Origin of the sequence: Sporosarcina aquimarina, assembly GCF_023715615.1 — a bacterium.
In the GTDB taxonomy this organism is placed as follows: domain Bacteria; phylum Bacillota; class Bacilli; order Bacillales_A; family Planococcaceae; genus Sporosarcina; species Sporosarcina aquimarina_A.
This window is the reverse complement of sequence record NZ_JAMBOM010000001.1, coordinates 152271-171894: the sequence shown is the minus strand read 5'-3', so window position 1 is coordinate 171894 and position 19624 is coordinate 152271. Positions and strand designations below refer to the sequence as shown.

Annotated in this window: 19 protein-coding genes; 9 read left to right on the top strand and 10 right to left on the bottom strand. The window is 43.7% G+C overall.

Features of this window, described 5'->3' with window-relative positions:
* Positions 1-122 precede the first annotated feature (122 nt).
* From M3197_RS00820 to M3197_RS00800, 5 genes are all read left to right on the top strand, one after another.
* Positions 123-371, top strand: a complete 249-nt coding sequence (locus tag M3197_RS00820; RefSeq protein WP_251658123.1) for a hypothetical protein — start codon at positions 123-125, stop codon at positions 369-371.
* 72 nt (positions 372-443) lie between these two features.
* Positions 444-1277: a bifunctional hydroxymethylpyrimidine kinase/phosphomethylpyrimidine kinase gene (gene thiD, locus M3197_RS00815; protein WP_251658122.1), complete on the top strand. Its 834-nt coding sequence runs from the start codon at positions 444-446 to the stop codon at positions 1275-1277.
* 128 nt (positions 1278-1405) lie between these two features.
* Positions 1406-1756 carry a YojF family protein gene (locus M3197_RS00810; protein ID WP_025785533.1) on the top strand — a complete coding sequence of 117 codons (351 nt, stop codon included), beginning with the start codon at positions 1406-1408 and terminating at the stop codon, positions 1754-1756.
* Between the two features lie 20 nt (positions 1757-1776).
* Positions 1777-2442, top strand: coding sequence for a bacillithiol biosynthesis deacetylase BshB2 (gene bshB2, locus M3197_RS00805; RefSeq protein ID WP_251658121.1), 666 nt, complete (start codon positions 1777-1779; stop codon positions 2440-2442).
* Between the two features lie 172 nt (positions 2443-2614).
* The gene (locus M3197_RS00800; protein WP_251658120.1) at positions 2615-3970 is read left to right on the top strand and encodes a YjiH family protein; all 1356 of its coding nucleotides are present in this window, start codon (positions 2615-2617) and stop codon (positions 3968-3970) included.
* Positions 3971-4543: 573 nt separating this feature from the next.
* On the opposite strand, the gene M3197_RS00795 is transcribed toward M3197_RS00800, so the two are convergent.
* Positions 4544-5488: an L-threonine 3-dehydrogenase gene (locus M3197_RS00795; RefSeq protein WP_251658119.1), complete on the bottom strand. Its 945-nt coding sequence runs from the start codon at positions 5486-5488 to the stop codon at positions 4544-4546.
* A gap of 188 nt (positions 5489-5676) precedes the next feature.
* On the opposite strand from M3197_RS00795, the gene M3197_RS00790 reads away from it, so the two are divergent.
* Both M3197_RS00790 and M3197_RS00785 read left to right on the top strand, forming a co-directional pair.
* The gene (locus tag M3197_RS00790) at positions 5677-6345 is read left to right on the top strand and encodes a hypothetical protein (protein ID WP_251658118.1); all 669 of its coding nucleotides are present in this window, start codon (positions 5677-5679) and stop codon (positions 6343-6345) included.
* Between the two features lie 14 nt (positions 6346-6359).
* Entirely contained in the window at positions 6360-6530 is a 171-nt protein-coding gene (locus M3197_RS00785) for a hypothetical protein (protein WP_251658117.1), read from the top strand.
* Between the two features lie 78 nt (positions 6531-6608).
* On the opposite strand, the gene M3197_RS00780 is transcribed toward M3197_RS00785, so the two are convergent.
* From M3197_RS00780 to M3197_RS00745, 8 genes are all read right to left on the bottom strand, one after another.
* Positions 6609-7799 carry a glycine C-acetyltransferase gene (locus M3197_RS00780; RefSeq protein ID WP_251658116.1) on the bottom strand — a complete coding sequence of 397 codons (1191 nt, stop codon included), beginning with the start codon at positions 7797-7799 and terminating at the stop codon, positions 6609-6611.
* A gap of 72 nt (positions 7800-7871) precedes the next feature.
* Positions 7872-8945 carry a hypothetical protein gene (locus M3197_RS00775; RefSeq protein ID WP_251658115.1) on the bottom strand — a complete coding sequence of 358 codons (1074 nt, stop codon included), beginning with the start codon at positions 8943-8945 and terminating at the stop codon, positions 7872-7874.
* An 86-nt stretch (positions 8946-9031) separates the two neighbouring features.
* Positions 9032-9664 (bottom strand): YczE/YyaS/YitT family protein, encoded by a 633-nt coding sequence (locus M3197_RS00770; RefSeq protein WP_251658114.1) that lies wholly within the window; start codon positions 9662-9664, stop codon positions 9032-9034.
* Between the two features lie 476 nt (positions 9665-10140).
* Positions 10141-10614, bottom strand: coding sequence for an aminoacyl-tRNA deacylase (locus M3197_RS00765; RefSeq protein WP_251658113.1), 474 nt, complete (start codon positions 10612-10614; stop codon positions 10141-10143).
* Between the two features lie 63 nt (positions 10615-10677).
* On the bottom strand, positions 10678-11268 hold the full coding sequence (locus M3197_RS00760; RefSeq protein WP_251658112.1) for a hypothetical protein: 591 nt from the start codon (positions 11266-11268) through the stop codon (positions 10678-10680).
* 79 nt (positions 11269-11347) lie between these two features.
* Positions 11348-13522, bottom strand: a complete 2175-nt coding sequence (locus M3197_RS00755) for a DNA topoisomerase III (RefSeq protein WP_251658111.1) — start codon at positions 13520-13522, stop codon at positions 11348-11350.
* Positions 13523-13642: 120 nt separating this feature from the next.
* Positions 13643-14203, bottom strand: a complete 561-nt coding sequence (locus M3197_RS00750; protein WP_039042717.1) for an NADPH-dependent FMN reductase — start codon at positions 14201-14203, stop codon at positions 13643-13645.
* 68 nt (positions 14204-14271) lie between these two features.
* Positions 14272-16224, bottom strand: coding sequence for a cation:proton antiporter (locus tag M3197_RS00745; protein WP_251658110.1), 1953 nt, complete (start codon positions 16222-16224; stop codon positions 14272-14274).
* Between the two features lie 529 nt (positions 16225-16753).
* On the opposite strand from M3197_RS00745, the gene M3197_RS00740 reads away from it, so the two are divergent.
* Positions 16754-17794 (top strand): hypothetical protein, encoded by a 1041-nt coding sequence (locus tag M3197_RS00740; protein WP_251658109.1) that lies wholly within the window; start codon positions 16754-16756, stop codon positions 17792-17794.
* Between the two features lie 28 nt (positions 17795-17822).
* Positions 17823-18005 (top strand): SE1832 family protein, encoded by a 183-nt coding sequence (locus M3197_RS00735; protein WP_251658108.1) that lies wholly within the window; start codon positions 17823-17825, stop codon positions 18003-18005.
* Positions 18006-18104: 99 nt separating this feature from the next.
* Here the strand turns inward: M3197_RS00735 and M3197_RS00730 are convergent, their stop codons facing one another.
* Entirely contained in the window at positions 18105-19580 is a 1476-nt protein-coding gene (locus M3197_RS00730) for a phospholipase D family protein (RefSeq protein WP_251658107.1), read from the bottom strand.
* Positions 19581-19624 lie beyond the last annotated feature (44 nt).

The window sequence follows — 19624 nt, the reverse complement described above, 5'->3', positions numbered from 1 at the left end:
GCTATTGGTCTTTCTTTATAGTTGATAAAAAAACAGCCTTACTCAGTACGTACAGTTTGCAGGAAAATTCCCGTGCAGACAAGTATTCCGTCATGGTATGATGGCGCGAAGGAGGGGGTACCTTGTCTAACGTTCCAATCCGTGAAAAAGTAAAGCGTATTGCAGAAGCCGCAAAAGATGGAGAATCGTATTCTGATTCCTCCAAAAGTGTAGGAATGTTCTTCTTCTATGGCATCTTCGGCATCGCTACGTTGTTTCTCGTTGCGCTAACAATCGGTCTCGCACAAGGAGGTCATTACTTAGGAAGTGCAATCTGTCTAGTCGTAGGAGGGGGACTTGGATTCATCCTCCTAAAGCTGTTTCGTGCATAATTCGACAATTTGTATTTGCTTTTCTGATTAAGTACACTTAAGTATACCCTATTCGTAAAGGAGCCCTCTATAATGACGTTGAAAAAGACTTTGACAATTGCAGGATCAGATACATCCGGCGGCGCCGGCATACAGGCAGACCTTAAAACTTTCCAAGAACTTGGTACGTATGGCATAACTGCCTTGACAGTTGTCGTCACAATGGATCCGGACAAGCATTGGAGCCACAATGTCTATTCCCTTCCAATCGATGTGATTAAATCACAAATCAAAACTGCCCTATCCACTGGCATCGATGCCATTAAAACAGGGATGTTGAGCACGGAAGAAGTCATTCAAACTGCAGGTGAAGCTATTGCTGAATCTGAGCTAACACACGTCGTAATTGACCCTGTTATGGTTTGTAAGGGGGAAGATGAAGTCCTGAACCCTGGAACCGTCGACGCAATGATTGAATACTTGCTTCCACGTGCTGAAATCGTAACGCCTAACTTATTCGAAGCTGGACAACTGGCAGGTATGAAAACACCTAGTACAATTGAGCAGATGAAAGCGACAGCTGAGAAGATTCATTCTCTCGGTGCACGCAATGTCGTCATTAAAGGCGGTAAGCAACTGCAGCACGATAAAGCGGCGGACTTGTTCTATGACGGAAAGACACATCTTTTATTGGAATCCAAAAAAACAGATACTCACTATAACCATGGGGCGGGCTGTACGTTTGCTGCTGCGATTACAGCAAACTTAGCAAACGGCCAAGGCATTAAAGATGCAGTGATCGAGGCAAAAGCGTTTGTTGCCGCTGCAATTGCGAATGGCTGGAAGTTGAATGAGTATGTTGGACCTGTCATGCACGGTGCTAAAAACCGTTTTGATGGATTTAAAATTACGACAACTGAAGTTTAAAATACACAAGCACCGGGAGGGCAAGTCCTTCCGTGCTTTTTTGTTGCTGAAACCGCAAAATCGCAATTGCTTCGCTTTCCCGATATAATTGAAGGCAGAGTAAAAATACAGCCAGAGGAGGAAGACATGTGGAACTTGTACAACGAGATCAGCTTCAGAGCTTGATCGATTCCTTTGCGGGCAAAGATGTCTACATTCATTTGGAGACGACAAACGGCTCTTATGCTGCGCATTTTCAAGAAGGATTCTTTAACGCAGGTGCGTTTATCCGCAATATCGTCGTGAATTATGAACTTGGAAAAGTGGCGGGCGACTCCCCACACCGTATCGGATTGAAGCTACCATCCGGGTGGATTTACGCACAAGGAATTACACACTATGAATTAGATGAACACGGACGTCTGCTGATGGCGGGTCTAGGACCAGATGGAAAATTGGCCGTAGCCTTCGAAATTAGCGAAACTCCGTTTACGTATTAATAAAAGGAGGACCAATTGAGATGGAAAAAGAACGTCATGTATTAGTCATTTTCCCACATCCGGATGATGAAGCCTTCGGTGTTTCGGGAACAATTGCAACTTATATCGAAATGGGCGTCCCTGTGACATATGCTTGTCTTACACTCGGTGAAATGGGACGAAATCTTGGGAATCCTCCATTCGCCAACCGCGAAACGTTACCAATGATCCGCAAAAAAGAGCTACAAGCATCAGCGGACGCTATGGGACTAACGGATTTACGTATGATGGGACTTCGCGACAAAACGGTAGAGTTTGAGGACGATGAAAAAATGGTGAAGCTTGTAACAGACTTGATAGAAGAATTGAATCCTTCACTGATGATTTCGTTCTATCCAGGATTGTCTGTACACCCCGATCATGATGCTACAGGTCGCGCAGTTGTCGAAGCCATCCGTAGAATGGCAGACTCCGAACGTCCGAAGCTGTATACGATTGCGTTCGACAACAACACGGTAGAGCAAATCGGTCATCCCGATGTTCATCATGATGTGTCTGGCGTGACTGAGAGAAAGCTTGGAGCGATGAATGCACATGCTTCCCAAACAGTATGGATGATGGAAGATATGCAAAAACGTCTGGACGCGGAAGATCCTGATGCGTTAAGATGGTTAAAGACAGAACATTTCTACACATATACCTTTTAAGTAAGGAAACCGCTTTCAACTGCGGTAACAACCGGATTACTAGTTTTCAGCTAGTGAATCCGGGTATACATATAGAGCTTTGGAGAAATTTTCTAGTTTACTTTTTGGTATTCATTCATTATTATGAATAAATATACATAGTATGCATTACTATTTGCGAAGGAGCTCATTCATGAAAAAAGCGTCATTATCCAATTGGTTATTGTTTTTAGTTCCATCTATTATCGGGGTCGTTCTGTTCATGGTTCCACTTAAGATCGGAGATAGCTGGCAAGTGCCGATTGCGTTTCTTGCTGATAAACTCTCTGGTTTTGTAGAACCTGCGATGCCATTCGCAGCGATGGTACTCATTATCGTCTCGGCAGTTGGTTCGATAATCTTCTTATTTATTCCTAAAGACGGAGATTCGAAGCCGACTTTCGCTCAAACGTTGTTCAAAGTGACACCGTTCTGGACATTGACACGTGTAGTTGGTGCTGTTTTCGCTGTAATGGTGACTTACAAGCTCGGACCTGAAGCGATCTGGAGTGAAAATACGGGCGGAATGTTACTATCACCTGATGGACTCGTTTCGTTTTTATACACTATTTTCCTATTTGCTGGTTTGTTCTTGCCGTTACTACTGAATTTTGGATTGCTGGAGTTCTTCGGAACAATGATGGTGAAAATCATGCGTCCGTTATTCAAGCTTCCTGGCCGATCCTCCATTGACGCACTGACGTCGTGGGTTGGAGACGGTACAATCGGTGTTTTGTTGACGAGTAAGCAATATGAAGATGGTCATTATACGAAACGTGAAGCAGCTGTTATTGCAACGACGTTCTCCATTGTTTCAATTACATTCTCGCTTGTTATCATTAAGACTGTTGGTCTAGAAAACTATTTCGTTCCGTTTTATGCAACGGTGGCATTTGTAGGCCTAGTTCTTGGTCTCATTATGCCTAGAATATATCCTCTTTCGAAGAAAGCTGATGAGTTCATAGACGGTTCTCCACAGACGGGAACGGAAGAAAGTCTACCTGAAGGGTATAATGTCTTCTCTCATGGACTTGAAAACGCACTCGCAACTGCGGACAAAAACCGTTCGCCAGGTAAAATGTTTGGTGAAGGATTCCGAAACGTTCTCGACATGTGGATTGGCGTAGCACCAATCGTTATGGCATTCGGTACGATAGCAACGATGCTTGCAGAGTATACAAGTCTATTTACGATTCTCGGGAAGCCATTTGTTCCATATTTAAATCTGCTTCATATTCCTGAAGCAGCTGAAGCTGGTTCACTTATGGTTGTCGGGATTACAGATATGTTCTTGCCTGCTCTTCTTGCAGACGGTATGATTTCTGATCCGATTACCCTTTTCACAGTGGCGACCGTCTCTGTCGTTCAGCTAATCTACTTGTCTGAAGTCGGCGGTTTGATTCTAGGAACTAAGATTCCCGTCAACATCTGGGATTTGATTGTAATTTTCTTACTTCGTACGATCATCGCGCTACCAATCGTGGCGGGCGTTGCCCACTTGTTATTTTAATAGAAATTAGAATCACCCCTATGCAGCTAGTTAGTTGCATAGGGGTGATTTTTGTTTTAGGGAGTGCTTGGTTGGTCGCGATATTAGGTGATGGGTGAATAGGGTTTCACTTCCGCGGGCGTGTTGTGGCTGGGAGTATCATCACTTTTTATGCTTTATGAGCACTTTCCCTTGTTTATAATCACTTTTTCATGTTTTATGAGCACTTTCCCTTGTTTATGATCACTTTTCACACTTTATGAGCACTTTGCCAGGTTTATGATCACTTTTCACGCTTTATGAGCACTTTCTCAGGTTTATGATCACTTTTCACGCTTTATGAGCATTTTCTCAGACTTATGATCACTTTTCTCGATTTATGAGCTCTTTCTCGTGGTTATGATCACTTTTCTTAATTTATGAGCTCTTTCTCAGACTTATGATCACTTTTCTCGATTTATGAGCACTTCCCCGTGATTATGATCACTTTTCACACTTTATGAGCACTTCCCCATATTTATGAGCACACGCTCCCTATCTCCCACGCAAAAACCCGCTCGCACCAGTATTTAACGGTGCGAGCGGGTTCATTTATCAAGAATTTACTTTTTCACGAATCTTTTCTAGCATATCTACAACCATTGCATCGAGGTCATACGTGGATTTGAAGCCCCACTCAGATTCAGCGACAGATATATCAAGAGAGTTTGGCCAGCTATCTGCGATCGATTGGCGAACTGGATCGACATCATAGCTAATTTCGAATGTTGGAATGTGCTTTTGGATAGCAGCTGCCAACTCGGAAGGCTCAAAGCTCATCGCAGTTACGTTGAAAGCGTTACGATGTTTCAAGTTAGCTGCATCGGTTTCCATTAAGTCCACAATCGCTTGCAACGCATCTGGCATATACATCATATCCATATAGGTACCTTCCGCGATGAATGATGTATACTTGCCTTCTTCCACAGCTTTGTAGAAAATGTCGACTGCATAATCAGTTGTGCCGCCACCTGGTTGTGCAACATATGAAATGAGACCAGGGAATCGAACACCACGTGTATCGACACCGAACTTTTGATAATAATAATCACATAGCAATTCACCAGACACTTTGTTCACTCCATACATTGTTGTTGGACGCTGGAATGTATCTTGTGGTGTATTTTCTTTTGGAGTCGATGGTCCGAATGAGCCGATAGAGCTTGGTGTGAAGAACTGAAGATTCAGTTCACGTGCTGTCTCCAACGCATTCACGAGTCCTCCCATGTTGAGGTTCCATGCGAGCATCGGGTTCTCTTCCGCTTTTGCAGAAAGCAATGCCGCCATGTGCATAAGCGTGTCTGCTCCGAATTCTTTTGCAATTTGGGTCATCTTTTCTCCATCGGTTACGTCAAGAATTACAAATGGGCCATTCATTTCTGTTTGCGGTTCGCGAATGTCTGTTGCCAACACATTGTCGACTCCATATTCCGCTCGCAATTTGGTAATCAGCTCTGAACCGATTTGACCGAGTGCTCCGGTCACCATAATTTTCTTCATCGTGTATTCCCCCTATGAATGGTTGTATTTTTGGAGAGGACATTTTTTGGTCACCAAATAAGATAGCCAGTTTCATTAACTAAAACTGATTATAAACTGTTCTGCTGGAAAATACAATTCTCTGAATAACGTTTCCTTCAGTTGTCGGAATTTTATGGTATAATGTTGGTAACTGGAGGGTGTATAGCTTGAAAGATAATCCATTTATTATCCGAGGAGTCGCCCGGTGGCTTTTGCTATTTGGTGGCGGCGTTCTCTTCACTGTTGTGCTGCTGTTTGCGAATATTCCTTTTTGGGCAGTTTTCGTCATTGTCCTGGTGGTGTATATGTTGATAACAATGGGATGGCCGATATATATCATTTATGGAACGAAGGATATGGACAAAATTGATAAATTTTTGATGAAAAATCGTTCCAATACCCTTTTTGCTTATGCATACGCTATTGCACATGAAACGGACGATAAAATCATTGAAACGATCGAAACCATTTTACAATCTCATAAACAACCTAAAGTCCAAGCGGTCTATGCTGCAAATCTTGCTGTTTGGCAACAAGATGTAGAGGCGTTACACCGTCTTTCCATTCACTTACCGACAGCGGATTATGTGAACTACTACACAGCAAACGCCTTGTTGATGGAAGGAAATATAGAAAGTGCTCAGGCCCTACAAACTGCCATTAAAAAGCAATGGATGAAACACGCCCTTCAAGCTAGTATCGCCAAACAGTCTGGCGACCAAACCGCCTACCAGAGAGAAGTGGAGCTCTCAACCTCCCATGCCCGTGGAGTTCAGCACTATGTATTAGTTTCTCTGTTCCAACGTCGAGACCAAGTATCTCCCATAATCCAATAGGAGGAGTAATGGCCATGATTTACGAAGAAGATACTTACGTAGAGTTGCATGACGGTTGCAAAGGAATGATTGTGCTGGTACGTTTAGACGATCGCACCCAATATGACATCGAACTTGCAAACGGCGAATTGACCACGGTTTATCAGGAAGAAATTGCACGGCTCTTAGAAAATCCAACAAAATAAAAGCAGTGAGGAAAGTATAAAACCCTTTCCTCACTGCTTTTTAATTTTCATATAAGATTGCTCAAAGGAAGCTCACATTCATTGAATAACGCCCAGCTCTTTGCCGACTTTTTCATAAATCTTAAGTGCGTCGTCGAGCATTTCTTTCGTGTGAGCAGCAGTTGGCATGTTGCGCACGCGGCCTGTCCCTTTTGGTACGGTTGGGAATACGATCGATTTTGCATAGACGCCTTCTTCAGCAAGACGTTTTGAGAATTGCTGTGTTAGTTTTTCTTCTCCTATGATACAAGGTGTGATCGGCGTTTCGGAGTTCCCGATATTGAAGCCGAGTTTTTTCAAGCCCGCTTTCAAATAGTCTCCATTCTCCCAAAGCTTGTCGTGAAGCTCAGTAGATTCACTGATTTTATCAAGCGCCCCCATAATTGCGGCAACGTCACCAGGTGGTACTGCTGTTGAGAATAAGAACGGACGAGAACGGACTTTTAACCAATCAATCAGTTTTTGTGTGCCAGCTACATAACCGCCAACGACACCAACCGCTTTTGAAAGTGTTCCCATTTGCATGTCGATCTCTTTTTCAAGTCCAAAATGCTTCACGGTTCCTTTTCCTTTACCCGTTACGCCTGAACCGTGCGCGTCGTCTACGTATGTGATGAGGTCGAATTCTTTCGCAACTTCAACAGCACCCGGAAGGTTTGCGATATCCCCATCCATCGAGAAGACACCATCTGTAATGTACATGACTTTTCCGTATAGCCCGGACTCTGTTGCTTCTTTTGCTTTCGCACGCAAATCGTCCATATCTTGGTGCTTCACACGGATGATTTTAGCGCCTGATAGTCGGCAACCGTCAATAATCGATGCATGGTTCAATTCATCCGACAAAATTGCATCATTTTTGTTCATAACTGCTGAGATCGCCGCCATGTTACAGTTGAATCCGGATTGGAAGGAAATTGCAGCTTCCGTTCCTTTAAATTCAGCGAGTTTTTTCTCAAGTGCGATGTGGATATCGAGCGTACCATTGATGGTACGCACGGCTCCCGCACCGACACCGTATTTATTTACAGCTGCAATATTAAGTTTTTTCAAGTCCTCGTCTGTCGCAAGACCTAAGTAGTTATTCGATGATAAGTTAATGAGATCGTTGCCTTTGATTTTAATGATTGGACCATTCGGACCTTCCACTGGTTCAATTTCGTTGTAGAGTCCCTGATCTCGAAGTTCTTGCAAGTTCTCGTCTAGAAATGCGTTTAATATGTTAGACAAACTAATCTTCCTTTCAGACACGTGATGCTCTTAGTGTAGCATATTTGTGCCTGACCCCATAACCGAAGTGTGTTACGGGACGAGGAGTTCTGTCAGCATTTCCGCTTTTCCATGAAACGCTTTCTGATCAAGTGCACTGTCCATTCCTGCATCGATCAGACTCGTCAGCCTCGCATAGGACTGCATATACCCTGCTGCATTTGCAATTGTTTCTTTGTAGCGCGTACGGATTTCATCAATTTCCTGCTCCGCTTTTTCACTAGGGGCACACATTGCAATGAGGTCCAAAATTTCATCGCCCTCTCGTTCTGCCTCATACACGTGAGGCTCGGTTGCGTCGAATATGCACACGGACAGCTCAGGGAACTGGACAAGGTCAATACTTCCTGTATCTAACCCACACCAGCCATATAAAACATCAATCCCCCGTTTTTCGGCTTCCTCTCCAAGTGCTTTCATCATCGTGGACTTGCCCGTTCCTGGTAGGGCTTTGATTAAAAGTCTTCTCTTTAGAGATTTGGTGATAGATGGGATGAAATCATGCGCACCTTTTGATGACAACGATCCGATAATGCGGTGTGAAACTGCTGAATCTTTACGTAAATCCAATGCGCCAAATAATTCGCTTGCAAGCGACTGGATTTTAGCCTCGTGCGCTTGCCAATCCATACGACGGATGTTGACGTTTTCCCATTCATCATGGATGGCTTTCGCTTCAGTTAGTGCAGCGAGAGCTTTTTCCAAATAAGTGGCCGCCTCTTCAAGATGCCCAGCAATTTGTGGATTATTTGAGCGCAACTTGTTTTCATCATAAACATCATAAAAGCTTACAACGCGGTGTTTCCCGCCAAGGTCTGTAGGTTCAAGTGGAACCGGGTAAGAGGCCGCGATATAAAAAAGTTCTGGTCCTTTCACATAAATCCCGTCTGTTTTCTCGACATGCAAGGGACTCCTAAATCGGTCGACATCGTATCCTCTTTTTACATAATAAACGGCGAGCTCATTTAATATGCTAGAAAGCGCAAATGTAGGTGGTGATTTAATGAACACTGTCGTCGTAGCTTGTTGGATAAGGTGCTCGTACTTATGGGACAGTCCTCCTCCTGTATAGGCTGTTCCCATCGATTCTGTTAACTTTCCGTTCATCGTGACACTCCCTTTCGCATGTTCTTCAGAATATCTTATGAAATGAAGACGAAAAAAAGCACAGCCACGGATGACTGTGCTTTTCTTTATAATAGAACCTGACTATTTTCTTGTTTGGCTACTTTAAGTAAAAGTCTCTGACATTGCGGCATCGCGTAGTGGACGAATTGTCCAATCAGTAATGCGATGAGCACCGTTCCAATCCCAACCGGTCCTCCAAGTGCCCATCCGAGTAATGCTACAATAACTTCAATAGAGGTCCTAACAATCTTTACACTAATATTAAATTTGTGCACGATTAGTAACATTAGGCTATCTCGCGGACCTGCCCCCATATTTGGAGATACATAAAGCCCAATCCCGTATGACATGATCACAACGCCTGTTACGAAAAATACGACTTGAGCCGCAATTGACGTCACGTCGGGCAATAGCCAGTTGAACAGATCAATGAACGTACCGAGCATAAGCATATTGAGCCAGGTACCGTATTTCGGCCACTTCTTTTGTGCAGCCGCTGTAATGAGCACGATGAGCAACCCTGTTATGATGCTCCAAGTCCCTATGGAAAACCCAATATTACGATAAAGACCGACATGTAGGACATCCCACGGTCCAATGCCGAGCAGTTGTCCTTTGATGGTCATCGCAATCCCTAATGATAGGAACATTTGTCCCACGATGAAAAAGATCCATCTCCATTTTTTTAACGTCATCATACACATTCTTCTTTCCGCAAGCCGCTGAGTGGATCTAGCGGCGTATTCTCTATAGTCAATTGTAGCATGAAAACAAGCCTCTGGATGAGGGATTTTCGAGCTTGTGGCGATGTTTATGGGTGGATATCTGGGGTTATGATCACTTTCCCAGAGTTATGATCACTTTTCATGCTTTATGAGCACTTTCTCACGGTTATGATCACTTTTCACGCTTTATGGGCACTTTTCCAGGGTTATGATCACTTTTCACGCTTTATGAGCACTTTTCCAGGGTTATGATCACTTTTCACGCTTTATGAGCACTTTTCCAGGATTATGATCACTTTTCACGCTTTATGAGCACTTTTCCAGAGTTATGAGCACTTTTCCAGGGTTATGATCACTTTTCACGCTTTATGAGCACTTTTCCAGGGTTATGATCACTTTTCCATGGTCATGAGCACTTTTCTTGCTTTATGAGCACGTTCTCCGAGGCTTTATTTACACAGCTCCACAAATGGGGCACCTGTTACTTTTGCGTAATCTTCAGGAGCGAGTTTCATTTGGAAACCTGGTTTACCGGCACTCGCGTAGATAAATTCTTTAGTTTTGGCAGAACTGTCTAAAAAAGTAGGAAGCGTCTTCTTCATACCGATCGCTGAACATCCACCTCGAATATACCCCGTCACGTCCGTCAGCTGTTTTAATGGAAGCATTTCCAACTTCTTTTCTCCTGCTGCGCGTGCCGCTTTTTTCAAGTCAAGCTCGCATACTACCGGAATGACAAACACATAATTGCGGGCAGTACCCGCTGTTGTTACGAGTGTTTTATAAACATCTGCTTTATCCCCGCCATCTGCTGCGGCATTTGCTTCTTCAGACAAAACACGTTCCAGTAACTCATGAGGGATCCCTTCAGACTCTAAAATACGAATCGCATTTGTTTTAATATGTTTATTCTTCTTCGCCAAGATAAGTGCCTCCCTTTCTCCAATTCAAAAACCCGCCAACTAAATGGCGGGTCATTCATTTCTTTATGCGACAAGTGAGTATGCCGGACTAGCTTCCATGTATCCTTGCTGTTTCGCACTCGTTTGGATCGCATAAGCTGCCGAGGCTTGATCGTATAGTTTCCGCATGGCGTCCGACATTGAAGAATCTGTTGCTGAAATCGACTCCTGCAGTTGCACCATTGAATCTTCACGACTTGCTTCTGCTAATTGAGCAGAACGCAGACGATCTTCCAATGCCATTTGGGCTTCAGCTTCCATGATCTTAGCAGAAGCTGCTGCTGCAAGCTGATGGTCGACTTCAGATGGATTTGGACTAGATAGTGCTTCACTTCGGACATGACGCCAGCTCTGAATGGTTTCTTCCAATGTTTCTCCGAGCGGCAATGCGACCTGCTTCAGCTGGCCGGCACCCAGTTTTTTAAATTCTTTCGTTTGTGAAGGTTGCAAATCCACATTAGCATTAGCTAAGCGTTGCGCCAATTTGTTCCGTTTAGCTTCATTTCCACCTGCATAATCCGCATGACGGGTATAAGCCACTTCTGCAGAACGCTTTCTTGCATTCTCATATCTTGTATTTTCCGTAATTACCGGATTCATCGAAATTGAGACCATGAACTCACCCCATCATAAATTAGTCTTTTAATTATACAGTCTATTTGCATTTACTTCATGAGGCGAACGATTTTAATTATTACTTGTCAAATAGTTTCTTTAGCGCATCTGCCATTGCCGTATTTTCAGGTTCTTCCTTCTCTTGCTTCTTAAGATACCTCTGGACATCGCGCTTATCGGCCTTTTTACCTGTTGTTTGAGCCCTTCGCTTTTCAAATGAGGATAGCTTTTCACGATATCCACATTTACAAACAAAGATTTTGCCATCGCCATGTCCACGAAGTTCCAATTTCTTTTTACAGTTAGGGCAGCGTGCGTTCGTCAACGTGGAGATAGTCTGACGATGGCCGCATTCACGGTCCTGACAGACAAGCATCTTGCCTCGTTTCCCGTTCACTTCAAGCATTGGCTTTCCGCAATCCGGACACATTTTACCTGTTACATTATCATGTTTGAATTTTGTATCATCCGATTTTATATCCACGATTGTTTTCTTCGAAAAGTCGATCATCGTACGGATGAATTGGTCTTTCTTCAGTTTTCCAGCTGCGATTTTCGATAAATCGCTCTCCCATTCGGCAGTAAGTGCTGGAGATTTCAAATCTTCTGGTACGAGTTCCAACAACTGACGTCCTTTAGACGTAGTGTAAATATCATTCCCTTTTTTCTCAATGACAAACATGCCAAATAATCGTTCAATGACATCCGCTCGCGTAGCAACAGTTCCGAGTCCGCCTGTTTCACCAATCGTCTTGATCAAGTCTTTAGATTCGCCCTCCATGAACTGTGTCGGATTCTCCATCGCAGCCAGTAGTGTTCCTTCATTGAACCGTGCAGGTGGCTTGGTTTTTCCTTCCGTTCTTGAAAACGCACGGATTTGAAGAGTCTCGCCCTTTTTCATAGCAGGTAATGCGTCCGTGTCCAGTTCTTCTTCATCGGATGAATAGACAGCCTTCCATCCCTCATCCGTCACAGTACGGCCTTTCAATGTAAAGATTTCATTGCCTGCTTGTAATTCCGCACTCAATTGCTCGTATTGGAATGGTGGATAGAACACAGCTAAAAATCTTTTAACGATAATATCGTAGAGACGTTGTTCTTTGTCGGAAAGCGCATGCAGTGAAGGACTCTCCTCCGTTGGAATAATCGCATGGTGATCGGATACTTTGCTGTCATTGATGACACCCTTTTGAGGTTTGACAGGTCCTTTTCGTAACAATGAATTCACTGCTTTTCGATAGGGTCCGATTTCAACCGCTTTAACACGATCTTTCAATGTGCTTGTCATATCAGCAGTTAAGTGTTTCGAATCGGTCCGAGGATATGTCACTGCTTTATGTCGTTCGTACAAGTTTTGCAGCGTAGATAACGTCTCTTTTGCGGACCATGACCAGCGGCGATGCGCTTCTTTTTGCAGTTCCGTCAAGTCGAATAAAGAAGGTGCGGGTTGTGATTTCGGCGTTGATTTCAGATCAGTGATTTTGCCTTCTGTGATACCATCCAACTCATTCATTTTCGCATCGATCACGGTTTTATCGAAGACTTGACTCTGGCCGCCTTTCGCATCGCGCCATGTAAATCGACCCGCTTCCGTCAGAGCCTGCATGCCCCAGTACGGTTTCGGTTGAAACTTTTGAATCGCCCGTTCGCGTTCAGCAATCATCGCGAGAGTCGGAGTTTGCACACGACCAGTCGATAGTTGCGCATTGTGTTTAACGGTCAGTGCACGTGTAGCGTTAATGCCAACTACCCAGTCCGCTTCCGCACGTGCTGCGGCAGCTTCAAATAAGTTTTCATAGGCTTTTCCGTCTTTTAAGTTGGCAAATCCGTCTTTAATCGCTTTGTCCGTCACGGATGAAATCCACAACCGTTTGATTGGTTTACGATTTTTTGCAAGCTCTAAAATCCAACGAGCCACAAGCTCTCCTTCGCGCCCAGCGTCAGTTGCGATGATGACGTCTTTAACGTCCCCACGGCGCAACTGAGTTTTCACAGCATGATATTGTTTTGTTGTTTGTTTGATAGGTGTCAGCTTAAATGGCTCAGGGATGATGGGTAAATGCTCCATTTTCCATTCTTTGAATTCTTGACCATACCCTTCAGGATCAGCATGTGTGACTAAATGGCCGAGCGCCCAAGTGACGATGTACCGATCCCCCTCTAGAAATCCATTTCCTTTTTTATGGCAACCAAGCACACGGGCAATATCGCGTGCGACAGATGGTTTTTCTGCAAGTACAAGTGATTTAGACATCGTTCAATCCCCTTTCGTTCTCTCCATTATACGCAATTTAGTTGGTTTCTTCAGTTTTAACCATATGAAAAAAGTCCGTCCCGCGGAAATTCCGCTCGGACGGACGTTCTTTCTTCTATTTTATGCGTCAATTATACCGTGGGTCAGTTCTTTTCCCATTTCTGTATACTTCACGAACACGCGCGCTAATTCTTTCAAGCGATCGTGTACATCTTCGTCAATAATTTTACTGTTTTCATCAAAATGATCACGATGCGTATACACATAATTTGGTGTCACCAAGCATCGGAAGTAATCAAGAATAGGCTTCATCTGATTTTCGACAACGAGATGGTGTTGATACGTCCCACCATTTGCCACAATTGAGACCGGTTTATATCGCATTGTACGGGGATGAAGCAAATCGAATGCGTTCTTTAGCACCCCTGGAATCGATCCCTGGAATACAGGTGTTGCGATAATATAGCCGTCCGCCTCATCGAACTTGCGAATCAGCTTCTTCATATCTTCGTTATATTCTTCTGCAGGTCGCCCATCGACAAACTGGTGATCGTACTCAGAGAAATTCAATCTCTCTATCTCAAAACCGCAGCCCGTTTCTTCTATATATTGCTGCACAGCTTCAAGTACGACACCCGTTTTGTTGCCGATAATGGTCCCGTCCACAAACAAAACTTTCAAAATGACCGTACCTCCTAATGATATTCTCACTCTACATCCTATCAGAAAGAATGGGAATTGACTTGCAATTAGCTTGTTGAATTTTTTGTTACTTCACTTTGAATCGAAGGTGGTGCTTCGCCAGGTATCGATGATCTTGTTTTCCCCTGATCCTCGCTGAATCGCTTTTCTATTTTCTCGTGGTGAACCTCTTCCTCACCTTTTTCTTCTGCAATTCTTTCCTTAGCACGTTCAATCTGTTTAGTCGGGTGTGAGAGCGCAACAATTGTGTCTCCTGCTACTGCCTGCAACTCTTTTGTTGGCGTGTAAAACTCAACGCTCCCATCTTCCCGTAAAATATATAGGAGTATAGAACGATCATCCCGCTCACGCAAATATTGTGTGTAACTGTACTGTTTAGAAAGTACAGTTTTGCGGAATACGTGTCCGGAATTCATGCGTTCTTCCAAATCATAAATTGATAACGCAGGTGTGAATAACGTACGTCCACCCGTGACGTTAAACGATTCAACCCCTTCACCCACATGGAATGACGTTTGGAATAAATTCTCGCGCCCCACATCATACAGGAAATCCGCGCAAATGTGAGCATTGTACGTATCCGCTTTTGTCATGGCAAGCATATATCGATACGGCGTCAAATCGAGCGTATACTCCGTTTGCTCCGTCAAAATATTCCCTACATGACTGGACAAACCAAGTTTACGCGCATGAGACAACCCTGCCCAAGAAGTGTCCATCAGCAACACATCATTGCCTGTGTCTTGAATCGAATACGCAAGCTCAGCCGCAAATTTAGTACCTCCAACGAGCAGTACACCTGATTCATCTGTTGTCGTCAAGTTCAATCGACGAGCAAATGGACCAATTGTAAATCCATGTAACACAACTGTCGAAAGAACGAGAGCAAACGTGAGCGCAGTGAGTAATTCTGCATCCTTGTAGCCATTTTCAAGGAGAATTGAAGCGAAATATCCCGACACTGTGAGCGCCACAATTCCTCGAGGAGCGACCCATCCAATCAGATTTTTTTCCCTGTTCGATAAATCCGTACCTACTGTAGACACCCAAATTGACAGCGGGCGGACGATGAACAACATCGCCAATACATACGTAATAATATGCCAGTCGAAAATTTCAATGAGTACGTGGGGATTTAACGAAGCAGTGAGCATCACAAAAATCCCTGATATGAGTAGTACAGATATGTTCTCTTTAAATTGACGAATATCATGAATGGAAGTTAAATGCATATTTGCCATCACAATCCCCATCGCTGTTACCGCTAGTAACCCGGTTTCATGCATAAGTTCATCCGAAACAACGAACGCAAATAAGACGACCGCGAAAAGCACTGGGGCTTTGAGAAACTCGGGTACACCGCCTTTTTCAAACGCATATCCAAGAATACGAGCAGATGCCCAACCGATGAAAACAGCGAAAACAGACGCCGCAACGAATAATCCAAGCGCTGAGAGAGTAGCTTGCCCATTGACAAATTTGATGAATTCAAATGCAAACACGGCAAGCAACGCGCCGAAAGGATCGACGATAATGCCTTCCCATTTAAGAAGTGCTGCTGGACGAGGCTTAAGTTTGGCCTGTCTGAGCATCGGTAAGATCACTGTCGGCCCGGTGACGATGAATAACCCACCAATAATGAAAGCCACAGTCCAAGACAGTCCCGCTAAATAATGGGCTGCAAGTGATCCCGTGATCCAAGCAATGAACGCCCCAAATGTTACGATGCGCGTGAGCGGTTTGCTGAACCCTTTAATTTCACGGAAGTCGAGGTTAAGACTTCCTTCAAATAAAATAATCGCAACCGCAAACGAAATAATTGGGCTAAATAACTCACCCAATGTTTCTTCGGGGTTGATCAATCCGAATACAGGTCCAACGAGCAGACCTGCAATCGCCATGACGACGATCGCGGGAAGGCGATATCTCCAGGCAACCCATTGTGAGAGGATACCAATCAGAACAACGAGCATAAGGTCTGCAGCTATAGATCCGAACATTCGATTTCGCCACTCCTATCGAGTTGAAATTTCGTACTAGTGTACCACACCCACTCTATGAAACAACTTATTTGAGGTTTTCGGATGAAGACTAGAGGACGTGCCTTGAGGTTGATCATAAATTCCTGAAAATGATCATAAAAAGTGAAATGTGCTCATAAATCTCAGTTTCTGATCATAAAACTCAAAATCTGATCATAAGTCTCGAAATGTGATCATAAAACCTGAAATTTGCTCATAAACCGCCTCCCACGGTACAACGCCAGCTTCCCCATCCCCTATCTCGTGACCAGCTAGAACACACTTCTCAAAATGATCATAAAACGTTGAAAGTGATCATAAAAATTGGAATGTGCTAATAAATCTCGGTTTCTGATCATAAAACCTGAAATTTGCTCATAAACCGCCTCCCCTGCTACAACACCAGCTCTTCACTACTCCACCGCAATTTAATTTCTTTATCATAATGAAACTGTCCTTTTCATAGACTGGGAGGTGAAGAGACTGTGTGGAAAGGATGATTCCTATTATGAACAAAACAAAAAAGCTCATTGCGATCTGTCTTTCATCTACAGAAGAAAAAAATGGCTATCCTTTGCGAAGAGCGTTACGAGTTGCAGAAGAACTTTCTTCAGAAGCAACCATTGTTTTCATTACACAAGTTGCATCTCCCGATATACCACCTATGTATCGGTCGATGGAAGCCAATAATCATCGTACCCTTCTTCAAGTACTATCCTTTTTAAAACCGGATCTACTCGTTCGAGATACGGGTAGCACAATTAAAGAAGAAGTTGAGGCGATCTCTCGACTCGTTCCTGCTAGTTTACACTTCGATGATTTAGGAGAAGGCGGACAGCTCGCCGATTTTGTAATCCAAACATTATATGGAGAAACCGAACATGATGTTACGAGTCCTATCAAAACAGGCATTCAAACGTTCATACCTGACGACCGCTGTGCGGACTTGCGTTCAAAAAGAGATCAGCATGTGTTCGGTGATCCCCCTCGCCTTCTCATCGCATTCGGCGAGAATGACCCTGGCAACTTAACCTTTCGTTCTTTCCGTCATGTGATGAATTTGCAAATCCCTCTCAACGTGACGATTTTGCTCGGTAAATCCTATGAACACGATGCGAGTACACTTCAAATGATGGCACTGAGCCGTAGAAATACAACTGTCAAAAAGGCTCCACATGATTTTCTAGACCTAGCGGCAGAAGCGGATATTGTACTATGTGGTGGGGGTTACATGCCATACGACGTTGCCTGTCTCGGAGTACCTTGTATCGTACTCGCACAAAGTACCTTTGAATCCGAATTGCGATTCCCAATCGACCGTGATGGATTCACACATTTGGGCCTTGGACGCAAAGTGAAGCAATCCAATCTGTTGAACGCCATCATGGAGCCACTACTGCACGACTCTCTTCGTAAACGTGACGTCGATCGTCAGCTCGCTTTACCACTTGGTGAAGAAGCGGAAACGGTGTTTGAAACGATCCGTTACCTGCTCGAACATCCGAAACGTGCAGTCCCCGGCAAACCCCTACCTGATGTGGTAAACTGAGGAAAAGTACACAGGGAGGACAACAGTCATGACTAAATCACAAATCGAATCTGAAATCGCAGAACTTAAAATGGACTATATAAACTTGCAAGGAGACATCGAAAAACTTGAATCTACAGGTCATGGAGACTCTGTCCAAAAAGCAGAGGCAAGACTTGCAAAAATGGAAGACCGTCTTGCAGAGCTTAATGAGATGCTTGTAGCGCTTTGACTCTTAAAACTCTCTAACTCATCTACTTATCTAAGCCCAAAATCCTCTTACCTAAAATTGGTAGGAGGATTTTTAACTATTTCTTGAAGATTTCCTCATTCAATAAGATGTCAATTTCAGCCACTCTTGTAGCGCATAAATTACGCGCTGCGGACGAGTGAATGTATTTTGATATTCTTCCATATCCAATGTGAACAATGCGTCTTCGTTATTCCATAAACGTTCGAAATACGCATTTAGTTCACCCACAAGTTCGCTGTCCGTCGGAGCGATCACATACAGATCGTTCTCCAGATTGTAGTTATCGAGTGTTCGCTCGGTTAAATTGGCGGAACCGTTTAAAATGTGCATGTTATCATCACGTTCGATCATGACGAGTTTTGTATGGTACTGACCGACAACCGTGTTGTACCAGCGTACTTCAATCGCACCATTGCTGTCTTCGACGAGCTTTTGTACGACAGGTCGATTGGGAAGACCTGACTTCTGATTACCAAAAGAGTTTTGATTTGGATCTAAGATGAGTTTCACTTCTACACCGCGTTTCGCAGCCTCTGTCACTTCTTTCACAACATCCGGTTCGGCAATAAAAAACATCCCCATCCTAATTCGATCGCCTTGTTGAGTAGCAGTTAGTTCATCCATCAACACATCTTTTATCTTCTTCTCAGTGACATATTGGACAGCGTATTCCCCATCTTCCGGCTCTTCTGCTTCAATACGAGGCAATGTTTGTCCTGTTTGTCCCGTTGAATAGTTCAGTACCGCTTCTTCGGCTTCCAATAAATCATTAATAATTGGTCCGGATACTTTGAGTGCAACATTTCCATGGAAACCACTTGCATCATGTGGATTGGAAGACGTTACAAGCCCGGCTTTTTCCGTTGCAATTACTTTACGGTGATTCGACTTCACATTCAAAAGTTCCACGTAAGATGCTAATCGGAACTTTGGCGCTTCAGAAGCCATTGCATTCGGAATCCATCCTTTTCCACCTATGTCCCCCCAGCGAAACAACGTCCGATACAACCCAGAGTAGAGTGGCATTGAATCGCGTAATGGCTCCAAATTGGTATACACGACTTCCACACCTGAGTCTTTTAACTTACCAAACCATTTCGATTCATAGGAGCCATATCCTTTATTAATCGGATCGGTAATGAATACAATCGGCATATCGGGATTGGCTTTTTTCTTCTCGACCAATTTCTTTGTGATCGTCTCCGCAATCTTTGGGAAGTCTAACTTTTCATCTGAATAATGATCCATTAAAAAGAAGTCCAGCACGATGAATTCATCTGCTTCATCAATCATCGAATAGACTTCATCAAAAATATTCAAATCGTGCTTTAAATCTTCTTTCTTCCTCGTCTTGGAATAGGATAAATCAGTGAAAATCTCTACATCATCAGTCCAATGGACGTCTCCTTTGTAATTGACGCCTTTTGGCAAAGGCTTGTATGTATGATATAAAATGACAGCAATATAAATAAGAAAAAAGATTGCTAACGCCAGCCACATAATATGTTTCTGCTTTTTTGTAAATCTCTTCCGTTTATTTTCTTTCTTCCCCATGACTTAACCTCCACTTCAAATCCATCACTGAAACATTCCCTATC